This window comes from Coleofasciculus sp. C1-SOL-03 (assembly GCF_040220555.1).
Taxonomy (GTDB): Bacteria; Cyanobacteriota; Cyanobacteriia; order Cyanobacteriales; family Coleofasciculaceae; genus Coleofasciculus.
Window position 1 is genome coordinate 143,320 of the sequence record NZ_JAVJUO010000171.1, and the last position, 16,595, is coordinate 159,914.

At 43.5% G+C, this 16,595-nt stretch carries 14 protein-coding genes; 7 read left to right on the top strand and 7 right to left on the bottom strand.

What is annotated here, in order from left to right:
* Positions 1-2: 2 nt before the first annotated feature.
* Genes RIE73_RS27355 through RIE73_RS27365 form a run of 3 tightly spaced genes read left to right on the top strand, consistent with a single transcriptional unit; the run spans position 3 to position 3,795 of the window.
* Positions 3-1,151: a CHAT domain-containing protein gene (locus RIE73_RS27355; protein ID WP_446404171.1), complete on the top strand. Its 1,149-nt coding sequence runs from the start codon at positions 3-5 to the stop codon at positions 1,149-1,151.
* Entirely contained in the window at positions 1,151-1,927 is a 777-nt protein-coding gene (locus tag RIE73_RS27360; protein ID WP_446404172.1) for a hypothetical protein, read from the top strand. The genes RIE73_RS27355 and RIE73_RS27360 overlap by 1 nt, the downstream gene beginning before the upstream one ends.
* Positions 1,924-3,795 (top strand): ligand-binding sensor domain-containing protein, encoded by a 1,872-nt coding sequence (locus tag RIE73_RS27365; protein WP_446404173.1) that lies wholly within the window; start codon positions 1,924-1,926, stop codon positions 3,793-3,795. The genes RIE73_RS27360 and RIE73_RS27365 overlap by 4 nt, the downstream gene beginning before the upstream one ends.
* Positions 3,796-3,832: 37 nt before the next feature.
* On the opposite strand, the gene RIE73_RS27370 is transcribed toward RIE73_RS27365, so the two are convergent.
* Both RIE73_RS27370 and RIE73_RS27375 read right to left on the bottom strand, forming a co-directional pair.
* On the bottom strand, positions 3,833-3,958 hold the full coding sequence (locus RIE73_RS27370) for a type II toxin-antitoxin system YoeB family toxin (RefSeq protein WP_446404174.1): 126 nt from the start codon (positions 3,956-3,958) through the stop codon (positions 3,833-3,835).
* Positions 3,915-4,544 (bottom strand): hypothetical protein, encoded by a 630-nt coding sequence (locus tag RIE73_RS27375; protein WP_446404175.1) that lies wholly within the window; start codon positions 4,542-4,544, stop codon positions 3,915-3,917. The genes RIE73_RS27370 and RIE73_RS27375 overlap by 44 nt, the downstream gene beginning before the upstream one ends.
* Positions 4,545-4,981: 437 nt before the next feature.
* On the opposite strand from RIE73_RS27375, the gene RIE73_RS27380 reads away from it, so the two are divergent.
* The 3 genes from RIE73_RS27380 (at position 4,982) to RIE73_RS27390 (ending at position 5,819) form a co-directional block, all read left to right on the top strand.
* A complete protein-coding gene (locus RIE73_RS27380; RefSeq protein WP_446404176.1) occupies positions 4,982-5,284 on the top strand; it encodes a hypothetical protein in 303 nt (100 codons plus the stop codon).
* A gap of 87 nt (positions 5,285-5,371) precedes the next feature.
* Positions 5,372-5,617 (top strand): hypothetical protein, encoded by a 246-nt coding sequence (locus RIE73_RS27385; RefSeq protein WP_446404177.1) that lies wholly within the window; start codon positions 5,372-5,374, stop codon positions 5,615-5,617.
* Between the two features lie 13 nt (positions 5,618-5,630).
* Positions 5,631-5,819: a hypothetical protein gene (locus RIE73_RS27390; protein ID WP_446404178.1), complete on the top strand. Its 189-nt coding sequence runs from the start codon at positions 5,631-5,633 to the stop codon at positions 5,817-5,819.
* Positions 5,820-5,947: 128 nt separating this feature from the next.
* On the opposite strand, the gene RIE73_RS27395 is transcribed toward RIE73_RS27390, so the two are convergent.
* From RIE73_RS27395 to RIE73_RS27415, 5 genes are all read right to left on the bottom strand, one after another.
* A complete protein-coding gene (locus RIE73_RS27395) occupies positions 5,948-6,793 on the bottom strand; it encodes a DNA cytosine methyltransferase (RefSeq protein WP_446404179.1) in 846 nt (281 codons plus the stop codon).
* Between the two features lie 173 nt (positions 6,794-6,966).
* The gene (drmB, locus tag RIE73_RS27400) at positions 6,967-8,871 is read right to left on the bottom strand and encodes a DrmB family protein (protein ID WP_446404180.1); all 1,905 of its coding nucleotides are present in this window, start codon (positions 8,869-8,871) and stop codon (positions 6,967-6,969) included.
* Positions 8,864-12,337, bottom strand: a complete 3,474-nt coding sequence (locus tag RIE73_RS27405) for a helicase-related protein (RefSeq protein WP_446404181.1) — start codon at positions 12,335-12,337, stop codon at positions 8,864-8,866. Before RIE73_RS27405 ends, drmB begins: the two co-directional genes overlap by 8 nt.
* A gap of 12 nt (positions 12,338-12,349) precedes the next feature.
* Complete coding sequence (locus RIE73_RS27410; protein WP_446404182.1) at positions 12,350-13,810, bottom strand: hypothetical protein; 1,461 nt, start codon at positions 13,808-13,810, stop codon at positions 12,350-12,352.
* A gap of 104 nt (positions 13,811-13,914) precedes the next feature.
* Positions 13,915-14,985 carry a hypothetical protein gene (locus tag RIE73_RS27415; protein WP_446404183.1) on the bottom strand — a complete coding sequence of 357 codons (1,071 nt, stop codon included), beginning with the start codon at positions 14,983-14,985 and terminating at the stop codon, positions 13,915-13,917.
* A gap of 936 nt (positions 14,986-15,921) precedes the next feature.
* On the opposite strand from RIE73_RS27415, the gene rplC reads away from it, so the two are divergent.
* Positions 15,922-16,557 carry a 50S ribosomal protein L3 gene (gene rplC, locus RIE73_RS27420; protein ID WP_446404215.1) on the top strand — a complete coding sequence of 212 codons (636 nt, stop codon included), beginning with the start codon at positions 15,922-15,924 and terminating at the stop codon, positions 16,555-16,557.
* Positions 16,558-16,595 lie beyond the last annotated feature (38 nt).

Genomic DNA, 16,595 nt, shown 5'->3' on the forward strand with positions numbered 1-16,595 from the left:
CTGTGGGAGGAATTAGTCGTTCGATTCCAGCACAAACAGAGTTTTTTCCCTTAGAGATTCTGATTACTGAAAATGCCTATCGGATTAGTATTAGCGATTTTGACCGAACCGCACCGGATACAGTGCTGCTGAATTTTACTAAAAATGTTTTGCAGACGTTTAAAGAAATTGAACGGACGATTAATAAAACCAAGCAGTTACAGCTAACGTCAGCAGAACGGGATCACTATTTAATTAAATTAGCCAAATGGGGACGACGGGCTTACCAAGAATTTTTTAATAAAGATGCCCAAAAAGCGACTGTTCAGTATTCTCAATTAATGCCGTTTGCGCCTATCTTTGTCTCCAAGCTGATTCCTTTTCCTTGGGAAGTTCTCTACGAAGGAGAGTATAAAAAAGGGAATGCGGAACAGTTTTGGGGATTTCGCTACCCCATTGCACGTAACCTAGATCCTGGTAAACTTTCTCCCCAAGAGCAAGTGTTACCCTTAGATATGCTGTTTTGCTTACATCACCGACTCCAGCAAGCTCATCGCCAAGAACGACCAGAAATCGAAAAAGTCGTGAGAACGCTGGGGAAATTCTATTTACTGCAATTAACCAAAGAACTGCAAAAATTAGATGATGGTGAAGCATTAGTCACCCACCTCTACCAAACTCAGCACAATATCCTGCATTTTGCCTGCCATTGTCGCCCCTGTATGCAGTATGAGGATGAGGTGGATGCTTTACTGATTTCCATAATTGAAGATGAAAACAAGGCGAAAGAAATAGAACTGGAAACCTATAATTTTAGCGATGTGAGTGGTAGTTTTCAGTGTCAGCCCTTAATTTTTCTCAATGCTTGCCAGTCAGCCGGGGGTGTTGATGACTTGAGGAAGACATTCAACCTACCGGAGAAATTTATTCAGCATGGTGCGGCGGCTGTAATTGCGACGGCTTGTCCAGTTCCCGATTCATTTGCGGCGGCTTTTGCCAAAGTTTTCTATAACTTCTTTATCGCCGAAAAAATGATGATTGGCAAGGCATTGTATCAAACTCGTCGCTATTTTTTAGACGAGTACAATAATCCCTTGGGACTTGCCTACGGACTCTACAGTTCTCCCTATTATCGAATCGCCCAAGCACCTGCCGGAAGAGGGGTTGCCTGATGACTGACTCGGCGTCTACAATTACTCAAACTCAGGTTGATGCCTTACTCGGGCAACTGCAAGAACTACGCCAGCAAATTGCGATCGCGCGGGAAACGATTGCACCCTTGGAAGCCAATCTAGTCGCCGTGTACGATGAATTTCAAGCGGTAGTCGGTGGGTTGCGCCGCCAGTCGATGCGCCTGCAAACGGAAATTGCCACCCTTCGCACTCAAATTGACCGCTTCACTCACGACCCAGATGATTCCTTGGAGTCGGATGAAGGTAATGATCAATTATTCTATGTCAAAGAGGCAGAAACCATAGATTCTGATTCAGTAGACCCAGAAGCGGTTGATAAAGATATGCTGTTAGAGCATCTGTTCCGCGTCTTAGACCCGATGGTGAACGATGAGGATGGGGAGTTACTGGCAAATCTCCAGGGATTATGCAGTGACCCCATGGCGAGTCTAGCGGATGTGTTGGAAGAGTTACCGTGGGGGTTCGTCTGGACAAAGCGCAGTGTTGAGGAGAATTTAGCCAACCAGCACCGCCGTCTGAGGATTTGGGAACAAGCACTGAGGCGACAGTTGGAGAACTTAAACCGCGCGACTGAACGTTTGCAAAAAGACCAACGTTATGGATTATGGCAACAGCGTGAAAAAGGAGAAGATGACTGGCGCAGGTTTCTGGATCAATGTGTTGAACAGCAGCAAGACCAAAATTATGAATTACAAGCAGAATTAGATAGTCTCCGAGAAGAGTGGGGACGAATCACGAGTACGAGTAACCGATGAACAGCCAAGACTACCGACTGGACTTACCTGTGCCAATCGGCGGTGAGGATTTACCCATCCCCGTCGCCGATGCGGGACCCCAGGAGGAAAAGGTAGGCGATAAGCCTCATTTAGAATGGTTGAATTGGGCGAGTCAGCGGCATATTCGAGATTTAACCCTAGACGCGGTTCAGGAGGAGTTGTGGCTGGCGACGGGAGGTGGAGTGCTGCGTTGGCGGTTGCAGGAAAATCGCTTTACCCGCTACGCCAGTGAACATGGTTTACCGGGTAATTCCGTCGTGGCGGTAGCTGTAGATGGATTGGGGCAAGTTTGGGCGGCTAGTGAACATTTCGGACTCAGTTATCTGAACAACGAGAGTTGGTATCCCTATCGCCTTCTAGGGGACATCACAGTGAGCTGTTTTACCCTAGATTATACCGGACGGCTTTGGGTTGGCACAGCTAGCGGGATCTATGGGATTAATCATCCAGACGAGAAACCGACGGTGGAACGATCGCCGATTGGTCATCCACCTAGGGCGATGGCAATTGCCAATGATGATACGATTTGGTTGTGTAATGCTCAAGGCGTCTATTGTGATTCAGGTTCAGGCTGGGAACAGTTGAGCGATCGCGTCCAGCCGGATATCCTCACCTTAGCGCTTCAAGGTAACAATCTCTGGTTAGGGATGTTCAAAGGATTAGTGCGAATTGACCTAACCACAGGTAAACCTCACCCCATCGATTCTACCATCGGCGGCGAAGTCACAGCGATGGCGGCTACAGAGCAAGGTGTTTGGGCGGCTTGTGGGGGATGGGTAGGCTTGGCGACAGAAACAGGCTGGACTCCTTTGAGAGACAAGAGACTTAATACCCCAATTACCAGTTTGGCAGCGGTTAATAATCAGCAGGTGTGGATTGGTACTCACGATGGACTACGGCGGGGTGAAGAGGGGATACAGTGGCACTTAACGGATACGCCTCCTGATGTAATTGGCTTACCGTCGCGCGATCAGTCTCCGGCTACATTGAGTAATCTGGTGCAGGCGCTATCAGTGCAGCGATTAGCCGAACGCTCTATCTTATGGATAGGGACAGCTCATGGTTTATTTCGATTAGACTTATTCACACAGAGTTGGCGGCGCTATGGTTGGTTGAAAACCCAGGATATCCGGGCGATTGTCACTCATTCCGATCAAGAGACGGTTTGGGTGGCGAGTTGGTCAAGTGGTTTACAGAAGATAACCCAACAGGCTGAACCCGACGCCACACCGACAATTGCTCAACCGATGCTGGGGTTAACGGCGGGCGTTTCTCAATGCTGGGCGATTGGCTTAGAGGGTTTGTATCGATATCAAAACTCTACCTGGGTACAGGTCATTTCGGTTCAGGAATTGCCCGTGAGAGGATGGTTGCAAGCGGTAACAGCCGGGACAAACCCCGTTTGGCTGGGAACATCAGCCGGATTATTGAGGTATGAACCAGAGACTGGGCAACTGAGCCGAGTTAAGGGTATTTTAGGCGATAGTGAAGTGCGATCGCTGTTGGCGATTCCGGGTGATGAGTCGGAGTTGGTTTGGGTGGGGACGACTCAGGGATTGTATTTAGGCACATCTGACAAGTGGGAAATAGTATCTGAGGTTGAGCATCGCCCGATTACAGCCTTAGCCTGGGATGAGAATACCCGCCGTTTGTGGGTGGGAACCGATGGGGGATTATTTGGCTTAGTGAGTCAGGATCAGGGCTGGAAGGTCGATCAATTCGACGTTCACAATAGTGGCTTAGGGGCAAATCGGGTAAATGCGATCGCGATTAGCACAGGTGATGCTGGTGAGACGCATTTGTGGGTTGGGACATCTTGTGGTTTGAGTTGTTACAGTATGTTCTAACAAGATGTAATCGCTGGCGAGAGTTCTCTTATCTCAATTATCCGCGATCGCTATAGTGGTATCGAGCTTGGAGAAAATCAATGCGGTCATCACTCACCATATAAACGATGCGATCGCGATTAGTCGAGGTGATGCTGGTGAGACGAATTTGTAGATCCTCCAACCATCCAAGTCAAACAACCTAAAATTTGGTCTACTGGAGGTAGAGCATAATCCATCAAATCTATAGTTACGGTTGACCCTTCTAATTTCAAAAAACGCCATTGAGTTCCGTTACTAACTGACCCGTAAATTGTCGAGATATTCACCTGATTCGCTTGATTAAACATTTGAGCAGCAACCATTTCTGCGATGCACTGTCCCAAGCCTTCATTCAGATTATCCCGTTTGGCTTCCCCCACCACCACCACTGGCGCTTCAATCTCCAATTGTTCTTGAGAACGACTAATTAAGTAATCAACATAGCCATTCAGTCCTTTACTCATATCTACCGTAAAATCCCGACCCGAAAACAGGCTGATCTGATTTCTACAAATTCGTCTCACCTCTTGCAAAATGGGATAAATAATCCCCTCTGACTTAGCCTTTTCTGAGCCAACCGCAATAGCCCACGGTAAATCGGTCAACGCTTCTTGTAGCCGAACACTAGGAGCTATTGGATCAATGGGTGGTAGAAACCGTCCTCCTTCAACAGTCGTTAAGTTAAACTCTTTTTTAGCTTTAGCTAAGGTGAAACTACTGTATGCCATCGTTTAAATATACCGAATCAATAAACCTCATGTTCTTTCTCCTATTGTACCCATACCTCTGCCATTTCATTGACCGTTATGCTAGGCTGCTGCAATTTATTCTATTAATGATTGCTTGTATAATTGTACATCACCAAGGGCGCAAGAATGGTGTCCATACCTCTGACGTAACATCCCTAGGACTTAGACAAACCCTCTATGTTAGTAATTCCTGGTGATAAGTCGGAATTGGTTTGGGTAGGAACGACTCAGCGTGCTATGATGAATGAAATTATGCGATCGCGATTATTCGAGGTGATGCTGGTGAGAAACAAGTGACTTTTGGTACTCTGATAATTGAGTTCTTATAGTACAATATTTCATTCGTTTTATATCAAATTACTCTGAGGATGAAAACTATTTGAAAATTATTCAAAGCTATTAATTACTAAAAAAATATGGAACTAACGATACAAAAAATCCAAAACATGAATTTTATCGAGCTGTATAATAGTCTGCATTATGCCAAGACAAACTTTGTGCTTTCCATCTCAATTGGTGGTGCAAGCTCAAATCTAGATTGGGCATCTGATTACCTATGGGCATTGTTTATTGGAGAAAATATAGCTGAATTTTGTGAATCAATTGTTGCTAACGAGCAAAGCTGTTTAATTGAGTTTTTATTTGTCCCTAAAAATTCAACTGAATTAACAAGTAAGCTTCTTTGGTTAGCAACACCCTTTGAAGAAGATTCCGAATAAGATATCCAATTTCAAGAAATATACGATGATTTTGCAGACTCTCTAGAAACAAGGAAGCTTTATTTTCCGGAAATAGCTGATGGATATATGGCTAATATTGTGGCAGGGGAATGTGATTTATGTTTAAGTGATGAAGAAATCAAAGAATTACATAGCAAATATCCTGAACGTCGTCATGAATTTTGGAGATCATTTGCCAGTAATAATATCGGTTATGATTTCTACGTATCTAGACATTGCTGGATACTTCCATTGGGAGTTAATGCCGAAACTTTACTAAGTAAATTTGGTGGATGCAAAAGTGAATTGTTCCCCCTAGAAGAAGCTTACTGACGTTTCTGATACAGTGGCTCAGTATGGAGCAGGCGGATTTTGTGTAATGACCAGCGGTGTTATCGACTCTGCACTATATGATAAGTTAGAAGCAATTGCTGACCAGACAAGTATTGAAACAGATGAGTGGTCTCGGCTAGAAATAGAACGCTTTTTAGCAAAGCATCCAGAAATTAAGTATAGATACTTCAGTAAATATTAGAAGCAGCTATATCTCGATTCTAAATTATATCTAACTTTTAATTAAAATAGTCAAGTTCACATTACAATTCTCCGCAGAATAAATAAAAATGATATTTACATAAGTAGCGATCGCACTATCTAACACTCTCAATTCCTACGGATTGGCTCCCGGTTTCTTGTCTGAGATGTTAGCAATTCTTCTTTAGTAATTGGGGTTCTTCTCAGCGTATCTAAAGGAATTAAAAACTCCCCGTTTTGAATTTTAATATCTAGGGCATCAATCACAAATCTGACATCTAGGAAACTGGCATCTTCGTAATCATTACCTTCATAGCGTTTGATTTGCTCTTCCGTAAGTCCAGCTAAGTTTGCTAGTTCTTGATGACTGAGTTTAGCCGCCATACGCGCTTTAATTAAAATTTGCGGTAAATAGTCAAGATCGTTGAGCTTCAGCACGATAGGGCTGTGGCGATCGTGGGATGTAAGTCTTTCATATTCAGTGATTTCTGCTTTTAATTTATCGAGATGAGATTGTAATGAACTTCTCATCAGCTCCCAGCCGTCAGGGTCATTTGTTTTCCTGGCTTCATCGCTCTCTATTGCGGCTATGGATTTTTTAAATTCTCCGATCAGATCCTGAGTAACTGTATACTCTTTTTCATCTTTAATCACAATTTTTCGTTCAATGACAGGAAGGTGAGGACAATTCTTTCGGATAGTCTCAGCAGCAAACTTATTACATTCCACTGCCACTCTTACTTGGAATCCAGCTTGTTCTAAACCAAGATCCAACCCCAAGGCACCGGAGAAAATAGAGATAATCGGTAATGTGTCTTGACTGTTCTGTAACTGGGAATTCGCACTGTTACTTTTAGTCGTATCAACGCAGTTCTGTTCTTGACAAAAGTCATCTTCTGCGCGGACGAATATATCAATAGAGTCTTTAGGTTGACGAGTTTGCATTAAATTAACTTGGGTAGGAGCTTTCTTCACTTAGTTTCCCAAATAAGTGTATCTATGGTCCAGATCGTTAATATTGTTAGGACTTACGCCAAGCCTCTATCGGTAGGGTGTGTTAGCACAGCGTAACGCACCTTGACTCAATAGTTATGGTGGTGGTGCGTAACTCCTGATTGTGAATGCTCACTTCAAGTAGGGATATCATCTTAGGTAAAAAAACCAAGGCTACGGTTGTTGATATCACCGACAACAACCCCTCGATCCAAAAAGCGGTTGAATTCCTCACAGGCTGTTTCAGGCACTAAAGAGCAGTTGTGGCAAGCCGCCAAGTTACATGAATCAGGTCCTTGTCCCCCCCTAGCACCGATTTCCATGCAAACAGGATCGGCAGAACACCATTTAGCATCCTCAAGTGCTGCATGAAACATTGGCTTAAAATAATCGGGTTTGCCCATCCGCACCAGTCCTCCCATTGTTCCCTCGGAATCCCCAGCAGCAGTATAAATCAAAACTCCAGCCATGGGAGCATCACGATTATCTGATATATACAATCTTTCCCGCAGAGCAGCCGAACTATACCCACACTCGAAAGTGAGACGATTCATGAGCAAGTGAGCAAAGGTGTGTAAAAGGATGAATCGCGGCGTGAGAGGGCGATCGCGTAAATGCCGTCTTTCTTGTACTTGTTGGTAACGTTGTACTAGAGGTTGAATTCGCTGTTGAACGGCATCGCCATTTTGAATTAACCACTGCTGAAGTCGCCTCTCGTTGAACTCCAAAAAGATGCCTTCACCATAAACTACATAAGCAGGCAACCATGAATCCTGTGGTGGTAATGGATGGCGTCGCAGAAGCACTTGTAAGGAATTTATATTTTGCTCATTTTCCGGAAAAATCCGGGTGAATCCAGTTAAAGCTCTAGTTTCCCTCAGTTTGTCAACTAGCATGATTTGGGAGAAGTATTGGGCTATATCTGGATCGTATTCATTCAAATCAATCTTTCTGATTTTAAGTTGCTTTTCGTCACGTTCAGTACGCAGCACGTTAAATTCTGGACGACGGAAATGGGTTTCTGGGTCATCACCCTCAACAAAAATTTCGTCTGAGTTGTTATCTTCTTCTGAAAGAATAGTGTTTAGGGCAACTTTAATATCCTCATTGGAGAATGGTTGCAACAGTTGTGGGTGTTGCCCTCGCAAAAAATCTGGTGTTATTAGATCAACGTTGGCTTTAGCTAGTGGTTCGATTAGCGTTGAAATAGGTGGTTCTTCCAGAATAGAAATGAGTTCGCTATCATTGCCCCTTTTTAGGTAAATGGCGCTCCGCACCTGAGAGTAATAAACATTAGACGCACTGCGGAGAGAACCTCTCAAGGGTCGAGAACAAGGTTCACTTTCTTCAGTCCCAAACCAAGGACGTTTTCCCTGACAGAGAAACTCCTGACGATCAGAATCATCATCAGGCTTTTTATTAAGATATTTACTCAGAAATGTAGTGTCATTTCCATTATTAGCTTGCTCAGTTTCAGTAATCCTAGATAATGAGCGTTTCTCCCCGCACTCGCACTGAACACTCAAGCCTCCTAACGTTGCACTTCCTGTACCTACTAGACGCATTGGTTTTTTGCAAGTGGGATTATCAGAGCGATGGACCCACTCGCGCCAGGGGAAGTCTTGAATATGACAGTGATCGCACATCGCAACAATCGGAACCTGCACCAAGTACCTATTTCTTTTCTTCTCTTCGCATTTGGGGCATTTCTCTTTACTCCGTTGGGACAGTTTCAACTCCTTAAGGTGTCCACAAGATTGACAGTAATGCCATTGAGGGAAACGTAAAAACGGAACGGTTAGATAGGCATTAGGAACTGATTCCCCTTTAATTATTCTAAAGTCTGGGGGAAGTCGGAAGTGATCCACTCCTAACTGCTGTGCCAACCGCCATTCCTCAACTCTAAATTCTGAGAGATCAACATCATCACGACCGTTTTCACGCTCATACCAGTGATCTAAACCAGCCGTAATCAATGATGTTCCATCCCTCACGACTATCATTGCACCCACCCCATAAGGTGCAATTAATTGGGCGCGTCTAATAGGTCCTTTAGGCATTTTCTTCCCCTCCTTCAAGTAAGTAAAGTTGAGTAATTTCCGCTTGGCATTCTGCGTCTACGTTTCTCATAGATGTCGGTGTAGCCCAAGATAAACGCTGCCATTCTGGACTAGCGTAATCACCTGCAACTCTTAGCAAAGAGATGTCATCGGCTGTTTGGCGAGTTCCTTGCCAATGTGTTCTTTGCCAGCGCTGCCATTCTGAGGTTCGTTTGTCAAAAACTCGTTGGAAATTTTCTACCTCATCTGGATCGATGTCTCTTATTCGAGGTATGAGAATTTCCCGTAACTGCTCAATCAGATTGTCTGGATAAGGATCAGGGCTTTTGGCTATCTCTTCATCTCCAGCTTGTCTGACATAAGCTGCCATAATTGCGTGTAAGGCACGGTCTAAGACTGGGGGAGAAAAGGGAGTAACGCTGGTGGGTTCAACTTGGGCATAAAGCCGTTCATGATAGCTACGAAATTTCTCAAAATGGGAGCGATCGCGGGGGCGGGTAGGACTATACAACGTTACGACTAAACCAGGACGTTCCCCCCATCTGCGCCCCACACGACCTGTCACCTGAATATATTGAGACGTAGTTTTGGGCTGACCCACTACAGCCATAAGCGATAGGCGGTCGATATCAACCCCGACTTCGATAATGTTAGACGCTAAACAGACATCTATCGGATGCTGATTATTTGTGTTATCACATTTAATCTCTAGTTTGGCGATCGCTTCAGGAACTTGATCGCTGCGGATACGCCCAGTCAGTTCTAAAGGTTGCCAGATGCGGCGTGTTTGTTGTCTGTCCCAACCGAGCCGATTTTGGATTACCTTAAAGTAACCAGGAATATCTGACTGCAACAGGGAAAGCGTAAAGCCCAATTCCCTGAGATTATTAAAGAACATCAGTAAAGTCCACCAAGGGTCTTGTTCCTCAGCAGTCAAAGGAACTGGCGCTTGCAAAAGAGCTGCTGATGTCCGTACTTGAGCCGTGAGCAAAGATTTCAAACCCGGTCCATGAACACCTACATAAATTCGACCGGATCGTAATGTGCCATCCTCATTTCTGGCATAGCGAGAGAAAAATGAATCCGACGCATCTAATCCTGGTGGTGGAAACAATACTACATCCTCTCGTCCATAGAGCGCTTTCACTTGGTCAGCGTAGCGGCGTATGGTTGCTGTAGAACAAACTATTTTTGGCTTAATGGCTTGCTCTCCCCGCCTGTCGGTACAAACTTCTTCAATCACCGTTTCATATAGCCCCACAACTGATCCCAAAGGACCCGAAATCAGGTGTAACTCATCTTGAATAATCAGTCCTGGTGGAGAACTTTGCCGTTGCCCATCAGAGTCAATGCCAAATAAAGCCCGTGCTTTCGGCTTCCAAGCTAACTGGGCAAACTTATCTACTGTACCAATAACTAACGAAGGACGATAGTAATAAATGTCCTCATCAATGACATAAATAGGAAGTCCATTTTTAAACTCACAAGCCTGATCGGGACATTTGAAAACTACAGTACCAGCACTTGGCTGATATCCTAAAACCTTTGGGACTCCCCTTGGTAGTTGTCCATTATAACGCCCCATCTGAGCGTTGCACCAAGGGCATTTGCCAATAATAAAAGGATTTTCTGCTGATGAACTCCTTTGTAGTTGATTCAAGCTATAGACTGCTTCTTTCCGAGTATTAGGGGTTGTCGCACTCCCCAGCCAAATCCCAATAGAAAAAGAGTCTTTCCCCAGTTCAGGATGTTGGCGACGGAGGTACTCCATTGCACATAATAATGCTGACGCTCGCTGAAACTGTTGTGCTGTCAATAACCTGAGCGTGTAGCGCATCAGCACATGAACTCCAGCATCATCTTTGTTGTTCAACCGTCGCATGAATAGAGCAAACGCTGACAAACCCAAATAGGCTTCAGTTTTGCCACCACCTGTAGGAAACCAAATCAGTTCAACTGTCTCACGCTCTGGACTATTCCCCTGAGCAGTAGACTGAAGAGACATGAGTAGAAAAGCGATTTGAAATGCACGCCATTTACCCCTATTTTCTCCAGCTTGCAGGGAATTAGGCGCTTGATAGGGTGCAGAAAAATTCAACTTTCTGGCTTTTTTATCGTAGTTTGCTCTCCGAAGACTACCGCGACTGCTAATCTGTTGCAGTAAGATGGCATGGTTGGCTAATTGAAACGCTCTCTTGACTCTAGTATCATGCTGTAAGTAATTTAGCCCATCTCTCATTCTCTGAGCCGCTCTTTCACATTCATCCAAGTGACTGTGTGCTGCATTATGGTATTGTCCCTCAAGCGTGGTAATTTTTTCATTTCGTTTCACCTCGATCCAATTCTCGTAGCGTTCAACAACTTCCTGCAAAGCAGCAAAGCCATCGTCGCCCTCCACTAACCCGGCTAAGGTAGCCATAGGGACTTCTAAGCTACTACCATCCTCACGTTTTATGTCAGGCGTAATACTAGGAGTTTCAAAAGTAGGCAAGCACTCAGCTATGACAGTTTTAACTCGGTCATTAGTCGCTTCTTTATCCCAATTTGCTGCACAACCATGTCCCACCCCATACGTTTTCATGTGACGGTAAAGCAGCGCCAGAGATTGCTCTTCCTCATCATCTTCAATCCCAGAGAGACGTTGACCTGGATAGGGTAAAATGTGCGCCTCTCCCTTTTGGGAAACTAGAGTGGCTTCAAAGCCTGACTGGAATAAATTTATTTCATGACGACCAAGAACACCACTACTACTGCGATTAACTAGACAAACTGTGATTAGACGAACTCCCTCTCGTTTTTCTGGATCGGGTCGAGAAAATACTTCTACGCTCAAATCTAGTCCCTGTATTTTCGCAGTTTGATTAAGTCTCTTTTCTTGTTGCTGGCAGAGTTGATTGCCATCGAACTCAACTGTAAATTCTATGGGTTTCCTCAACCACCAAGTTCTTTCCTTTCCGGACACTTTAACAATTTTGGCTCGATAGCACCCACCCCAGGCTTTAACCAATAGCTGTGAATCTTGATGAAATTCTCCTAAAAAACTTATACCCATGCTACTAGGTAGATAGGTATTAGCTGTTGACAAGTCAAAATTATCTGATTCACTTTCCGTACTCTTTGTTATCTCTTTTTGACTTTCTTCAAGACTTTGATAGGCATTTTCTTCAATCACAGATTCAGTTTCATCAGGTTTAATTTCATCGGTTTCCCTGTCTTTCTGAGATTCTTCGTCTTCATGTTTTTTACCCAGTGGATAAAGAACACCTACGCCATAGCGAACTAGAGGAGGGTCTCGCTGAAGAATCTCTTCACCATTTGCTTGCCGCCAAGGACGATAGAATTCTTGTTCAGATTGGAAATTTACTTCCCCAGAACAGTCTTTGGGTTCTCCTTGGGGTGAAGATCCGACAAGTTCTTCTCGTAAAAATTGAATGATATTTTCTCTGTTTTGTATATGTTTAGCCATGATTACCTTTGCCTAAATTTCAAAAATCTGTGCAATTTTGGAGATAGAAATATTATGAATTTCTGGAGCAATATCTACTACTCTGAAAGCCGTCATACTACCTCCATCTGCTTGCTCTAGTTCAAATTCCATGCTGCCTAGTTGTTCTAGTTGAGTGAGATCAGCATTACAAACTTCCTGAAGCAGTAACTTCCGAATATGTTTACCAGCGCTTCTGTGAGATGTATCCAGCCAATATGCCGCTTCATAAAATTCATTGCATCTATCCCCCAATCCTACAAAATTTAAAATTGCTTCAAAGTCTTTTTCTTTTCTAGGTTTAATACTTAACTCAGACGTCCAGTTTCGGATATTAAGTTCATTCTTGGCTATTTTAGAACCTTGTTTAACCAGATTTTGACTAACAGAATGTAAACCTTGACGCTTTACAGCTAGTTTCAGACGACCTTTCCACTCTTGTTGCAAGTTTCTAATCTTTTCCACATCTTTTCCTGAGTTCTTTAAAATCCGATTGGCTACAGGCACAATGTAATCACCACCACCACTTGTCCGTAATAGGATGAACATATCCGCTTCGATATCAGCGACAGAAATTCTCTGTACCCTTGAACTAACTTCTTCTTGTAGATCTATAACAAATGTTTTAGCCTCTCTATCTAAAAAAACAGCCGATGTACTTCCTTCTAAGAGGAACAGCTTTGCTTCTATTTCTTCCCTATCACTATTAACGGAATGTAACTGACTAATTTTCTGGCTTATATCGCTCCAGTCAATAGTAGGCATTAAAACATCTTTGGGTTCTAGTTTAGCGGCAATTATCTCACTATCTATCTTGGGTTGAACTTCTTTCACAGTATTTTTTATTTCAGTATTAATCGGTGACTGAGAGGAGTTAACTGAACCAATAAATACGGGTTCGTCTTTCCATTTACTTCTAATCCAACGATAGTACACTATATCAATCTCCGAAGTACGCGGTGCTGTTAAAACGTATTTGGGAAACCAATATGGGGAACCAATAAGAATTACTTTGTCATAGCAGACCAAACTACGAAGTTGTGAAGCGACGATAACTTTTACTGTGTTTAGTAAATTAATTTGAGATATTAATTTTTCTACTGGAGGTATCAGGCGTGATTCTTTTAGTAGTAAAACTATCTTTCTTTGTTTGTTAGATTTATATATTGATGAATAAATGGATAAAAGAGGATTTGAAGAAGAATTTGATAAAATATATAGTTGACTTAAAAGCCCAGTAGCAGGTAAAAACAAATCTGGATAACTAACTTCCAGACGTGACAGTTGTTTCTGAAGATTCGCTAAGTTTATATAGTCAGATGCTGAGGTAGTATTAAATGGTAACGGAGCTGCGGATAATTCAAATTGATACCGTCTTAGAGGATACAAAAAATTTCTCCAGTAATCATCTTCAGCAGCTTCATTCAGCAAACGCTTAAAATTTTTGAGTGCCACACAAAAATCCTCAAAGTTGCTCTGTTCTACTGGATGATATGTAATTTTGACACGGTTGCTACAATCGTAAATTTTTCTAACGTCTGACAGAGACATATCAATCATTAATCTGCTTCCTGATAATTAACAAGTTCAACTCCAGGGGGGCGCGATGGCAAATTTGGTATTTCCTCTTCATCGACACGATTTATATAATCCTGATTTACGATATCAACTGCTTCTTGAAAATGTATCTCTGTTCTATCTAATAAGATAATCCAGTGAGAACTACGCCAATCATCCCGACATTTAATAAAACTAGATGCACCATCAAATATAGTTACAAAGGGAATTTTGCTATCTGATAGACTAGGACGTTTTCTAGCCGTAACTGAAAACACCTCTGAACGATAAGCTGGGTTGTCAGTTGAGAAAAAATGTCGCACTCGTAACACATCTTGCAATACTCCTATTTTTTTAAATGATGGATTTAAAGCAAAGTTTGTTTGCTTTATTTCTTTATTTAAAAGATTTCTTTTGCCGAGAATTATGCAATCAAGCTGAGATTCATTAAAGCAGGTCTTAGCTTTCTCCACACCAAGTATATCCTCAAGGAATTTACTGTGAGCAAAAATTTTCCTGCCATTTTGTTTTTTAGGGAGATTTCGTATAGGAGAAGTTCTAATTTCAATCTTGTGAGCTTCTTCTAACGGCACTAGATAGGTTAATCCCCCTGTCTTGCGGCTTTCAACTCGAATTCTAAGTCGCCGTTGACCTCTACTTTTATCAAGACCTTCATAAAAACCTTTAAACTTTCTGCCTTTGTTGAAGAAAGTGACAGGTGTACCTTGGGATAAATTACATAGTCGTTCAAAATACTTGTTTGTATCCTCAATCTGAGAATTGGAAAGAGTAGCTCTTGTAACGACCACACCAAAGGCAGTTAAAGCGGCGGCGTAAGCCCTAGTAGGAATAGCAAGTGCTACGACTAACCGATTTGAGCCAGTTTCCCATTCTGCAACACGACGACCTAGCTCAATGAAAAAAGTTCCCCAATTTGGGAGTGGCGTCCACTCGTCAGTGTAAAGTTGACTTCTTTTTGACGTTACCTGTTCCAGGTTGGTGTGACTAGGGTATACTTCAGGAAAAATCCTTGCTTTCTCTGGATAAGACTTCAAAACATTTTTAGCATCCATTTTTTAAATTGAGTCAGTTGCTCCCTTCTTCCAATTTTACCCAAAAATATCCTGTCCTTCACAAGCCTTGTGAAAACACAATTTGCGTTACAGAAGCAATCCCCCCGTGTCTGGATGATTGAACAGGTGAGCCATAGAAGATATGCAGCGAAGAGTCTTTATCACGGTTGGGCTACTCCTTCTGTCTTCACTTCCAGACTGCCTCAGTCGGGTAAACAAATACCTCAGCAATAATTCTTAATTTGCTTTCCTATATTTGGCTGATGACAGATAAACTGTTTGTTGGGTAAGCCATTTCGCTTAAACGACCATAAGATAACGATTCTTGGGACAAACGAACTGTGGTTGGGACGTTCCATATTCTTATGCGTCCTAACCGAGGTCAGGAGTGGCAATACCAGCTATGCCCCTCCTCCTCATTGATGCGGCTTTGGAGGCTGGCTGGCTCGGATGGATAAAATTGTCGCCAATTTCCTAGACAAAGCTAGAGAATTATTCTATACTGAGCAATTGTGACCAAATTGCCAGGTTGCGCGATCGCGACTTACTCGATCGCAACTCAGGTCAACAGAAGCTGTGGTCTTGGATTTATCCAGTCAAACCACCAAGTTGAGATCAGCTCGTTCTCCTGTAGAACTCGAGTGAACTCAGATAAAACAGCCATAAGGCGCTTGTAGTAGCAGCTTCTGACCTTTGGCACTTGCACTGCGCCTCGTAGGGATACTGAGGAGATAACTCTTTAAGTCCCAGCGTTCCAAGGCGACGCGGTTAGTCTACTACTAACCCAACTTTCCCCAACTAACCAGGCAAGAATTACCCTCAATCGAGGCAATCCCTGTCGATTAGTCAGGAAGATAACCTGCTGAGGCACTAGCGGATTCACTCGTGAATCAACGCCAAACCTGCCTCGCTGTACCGTCTAGAAAGGAGAAGCCCGTGTCTGTCGGTATCCTCGGCACCAAACTCGGCATGACCCAAGTCTTTGACGAGGAAGGACGCGCCCTTCCTGTCACAGTCGTTCAAGCGGGTCCTTGTCGGGTGACTCAAATCAAAACCAAGCAAACGGATGGCTACAGTGCTGTGCAACTGGGCTATCACGAAGTTAAAGAAAAGGCAGTCAATAAGCCAGAAAAGGGGCATTTAGCCAAATCTGAGGCTCCCCCTTTACGTCATCTGCGCGAATATCGCCTCGATAGCACCGACGACTTCCAACTCGGTCAAGTGGTGAATGTCGAGATCTTTAGTGCAGGTCAACTGGTGGATGTCTCTGGAAATACCATTGGTCGTGGCTTTGCTGGCTATCAAAAACGCCATAACTTTAAGCGCGGACCGATGGCACATGGTTCCAAGAACCACCGCTTACCCGGTTCCACTGGTGCCGGAACAACGCCCGGTCGTACTTTCCCCGGAAAGAAGATGGCGGGTCGTTATGGCGGTAAACGTCAAACCATTCGCAAACTACAGGTGGTGCGCGTAGACTCAGAGCGAAACCTGCTGATTATTAAAGGGGCTGTTCCCGGTAAGCCAGGAGCGCTTTTAAACATTGCACCCACCAATAAAGTCGGAAAATAGTTATTTAGGGTTCATGGCTGATTGTTGATGCCCACCGA

What these genes read in the sequence shown, in the direction of transcription:
- RIE73_RS27360 (WP_446404172.1), top strand. Translation starts at nt 1,151, where the DNA reads ATGACTGACTCGGCGTCTACAATTACTCAAACTCAGGTTGATGCCTTA.
- RIE73_RS27365 (WP_446404173.1), top strand. Translation starts at nt 1,924, where the DNA reads ATGAACAGCCAAGACTACCGACTGGACTTACCTGTGCCAATCGGCGGT.
- RIE73_RS27375 (WP_446404175.1), bottom strand. Translation starts at nt 4,544, where the DNA reads ATGGCATACAGTAGTTTCACCTTAGCTAAAGCTAAAAAAGAGTTTAAC.
- RIE73_RS27380 (WP_446404176.1), top strand. Translation starts at nt 4,982, where the DNA reads ATGGAACTAACGATACAAAAAATCCAAAACATGAATTTTATCGAGCTG.
- RIE73_RS27385 (WP_446404177.1), top strand. Translation starts at nt 5,372, where the DNA reads ATGGCTAATATTGTGGCAGGGGAATGTGATTTATGTTTAAGTGATGAA.
- drmB (WP_446404180.1), bottom strand. Translation starts at nt 8,871, where the DNA reads ATGCCTAAAGGACCTATTAGACGCGCCCAATTAATTGCACCTTATGGG.
- RIE73_RS27405 (WP_446404181.1), bottom strand. Translation starts at nt 12,337, where the DNA reads ATGGCTAAACATATACAAAACAGAGAAAATATCATTCAATTTTTACGA.
- RIE73_RS27415 (WP_446404183.1), bottom strand. Translation starts at nt 14,985, where the DNA reads ATGGATGCTAAAAATGTTTTGAAGTCTTATCCAGAGAAAGCAAGGATT.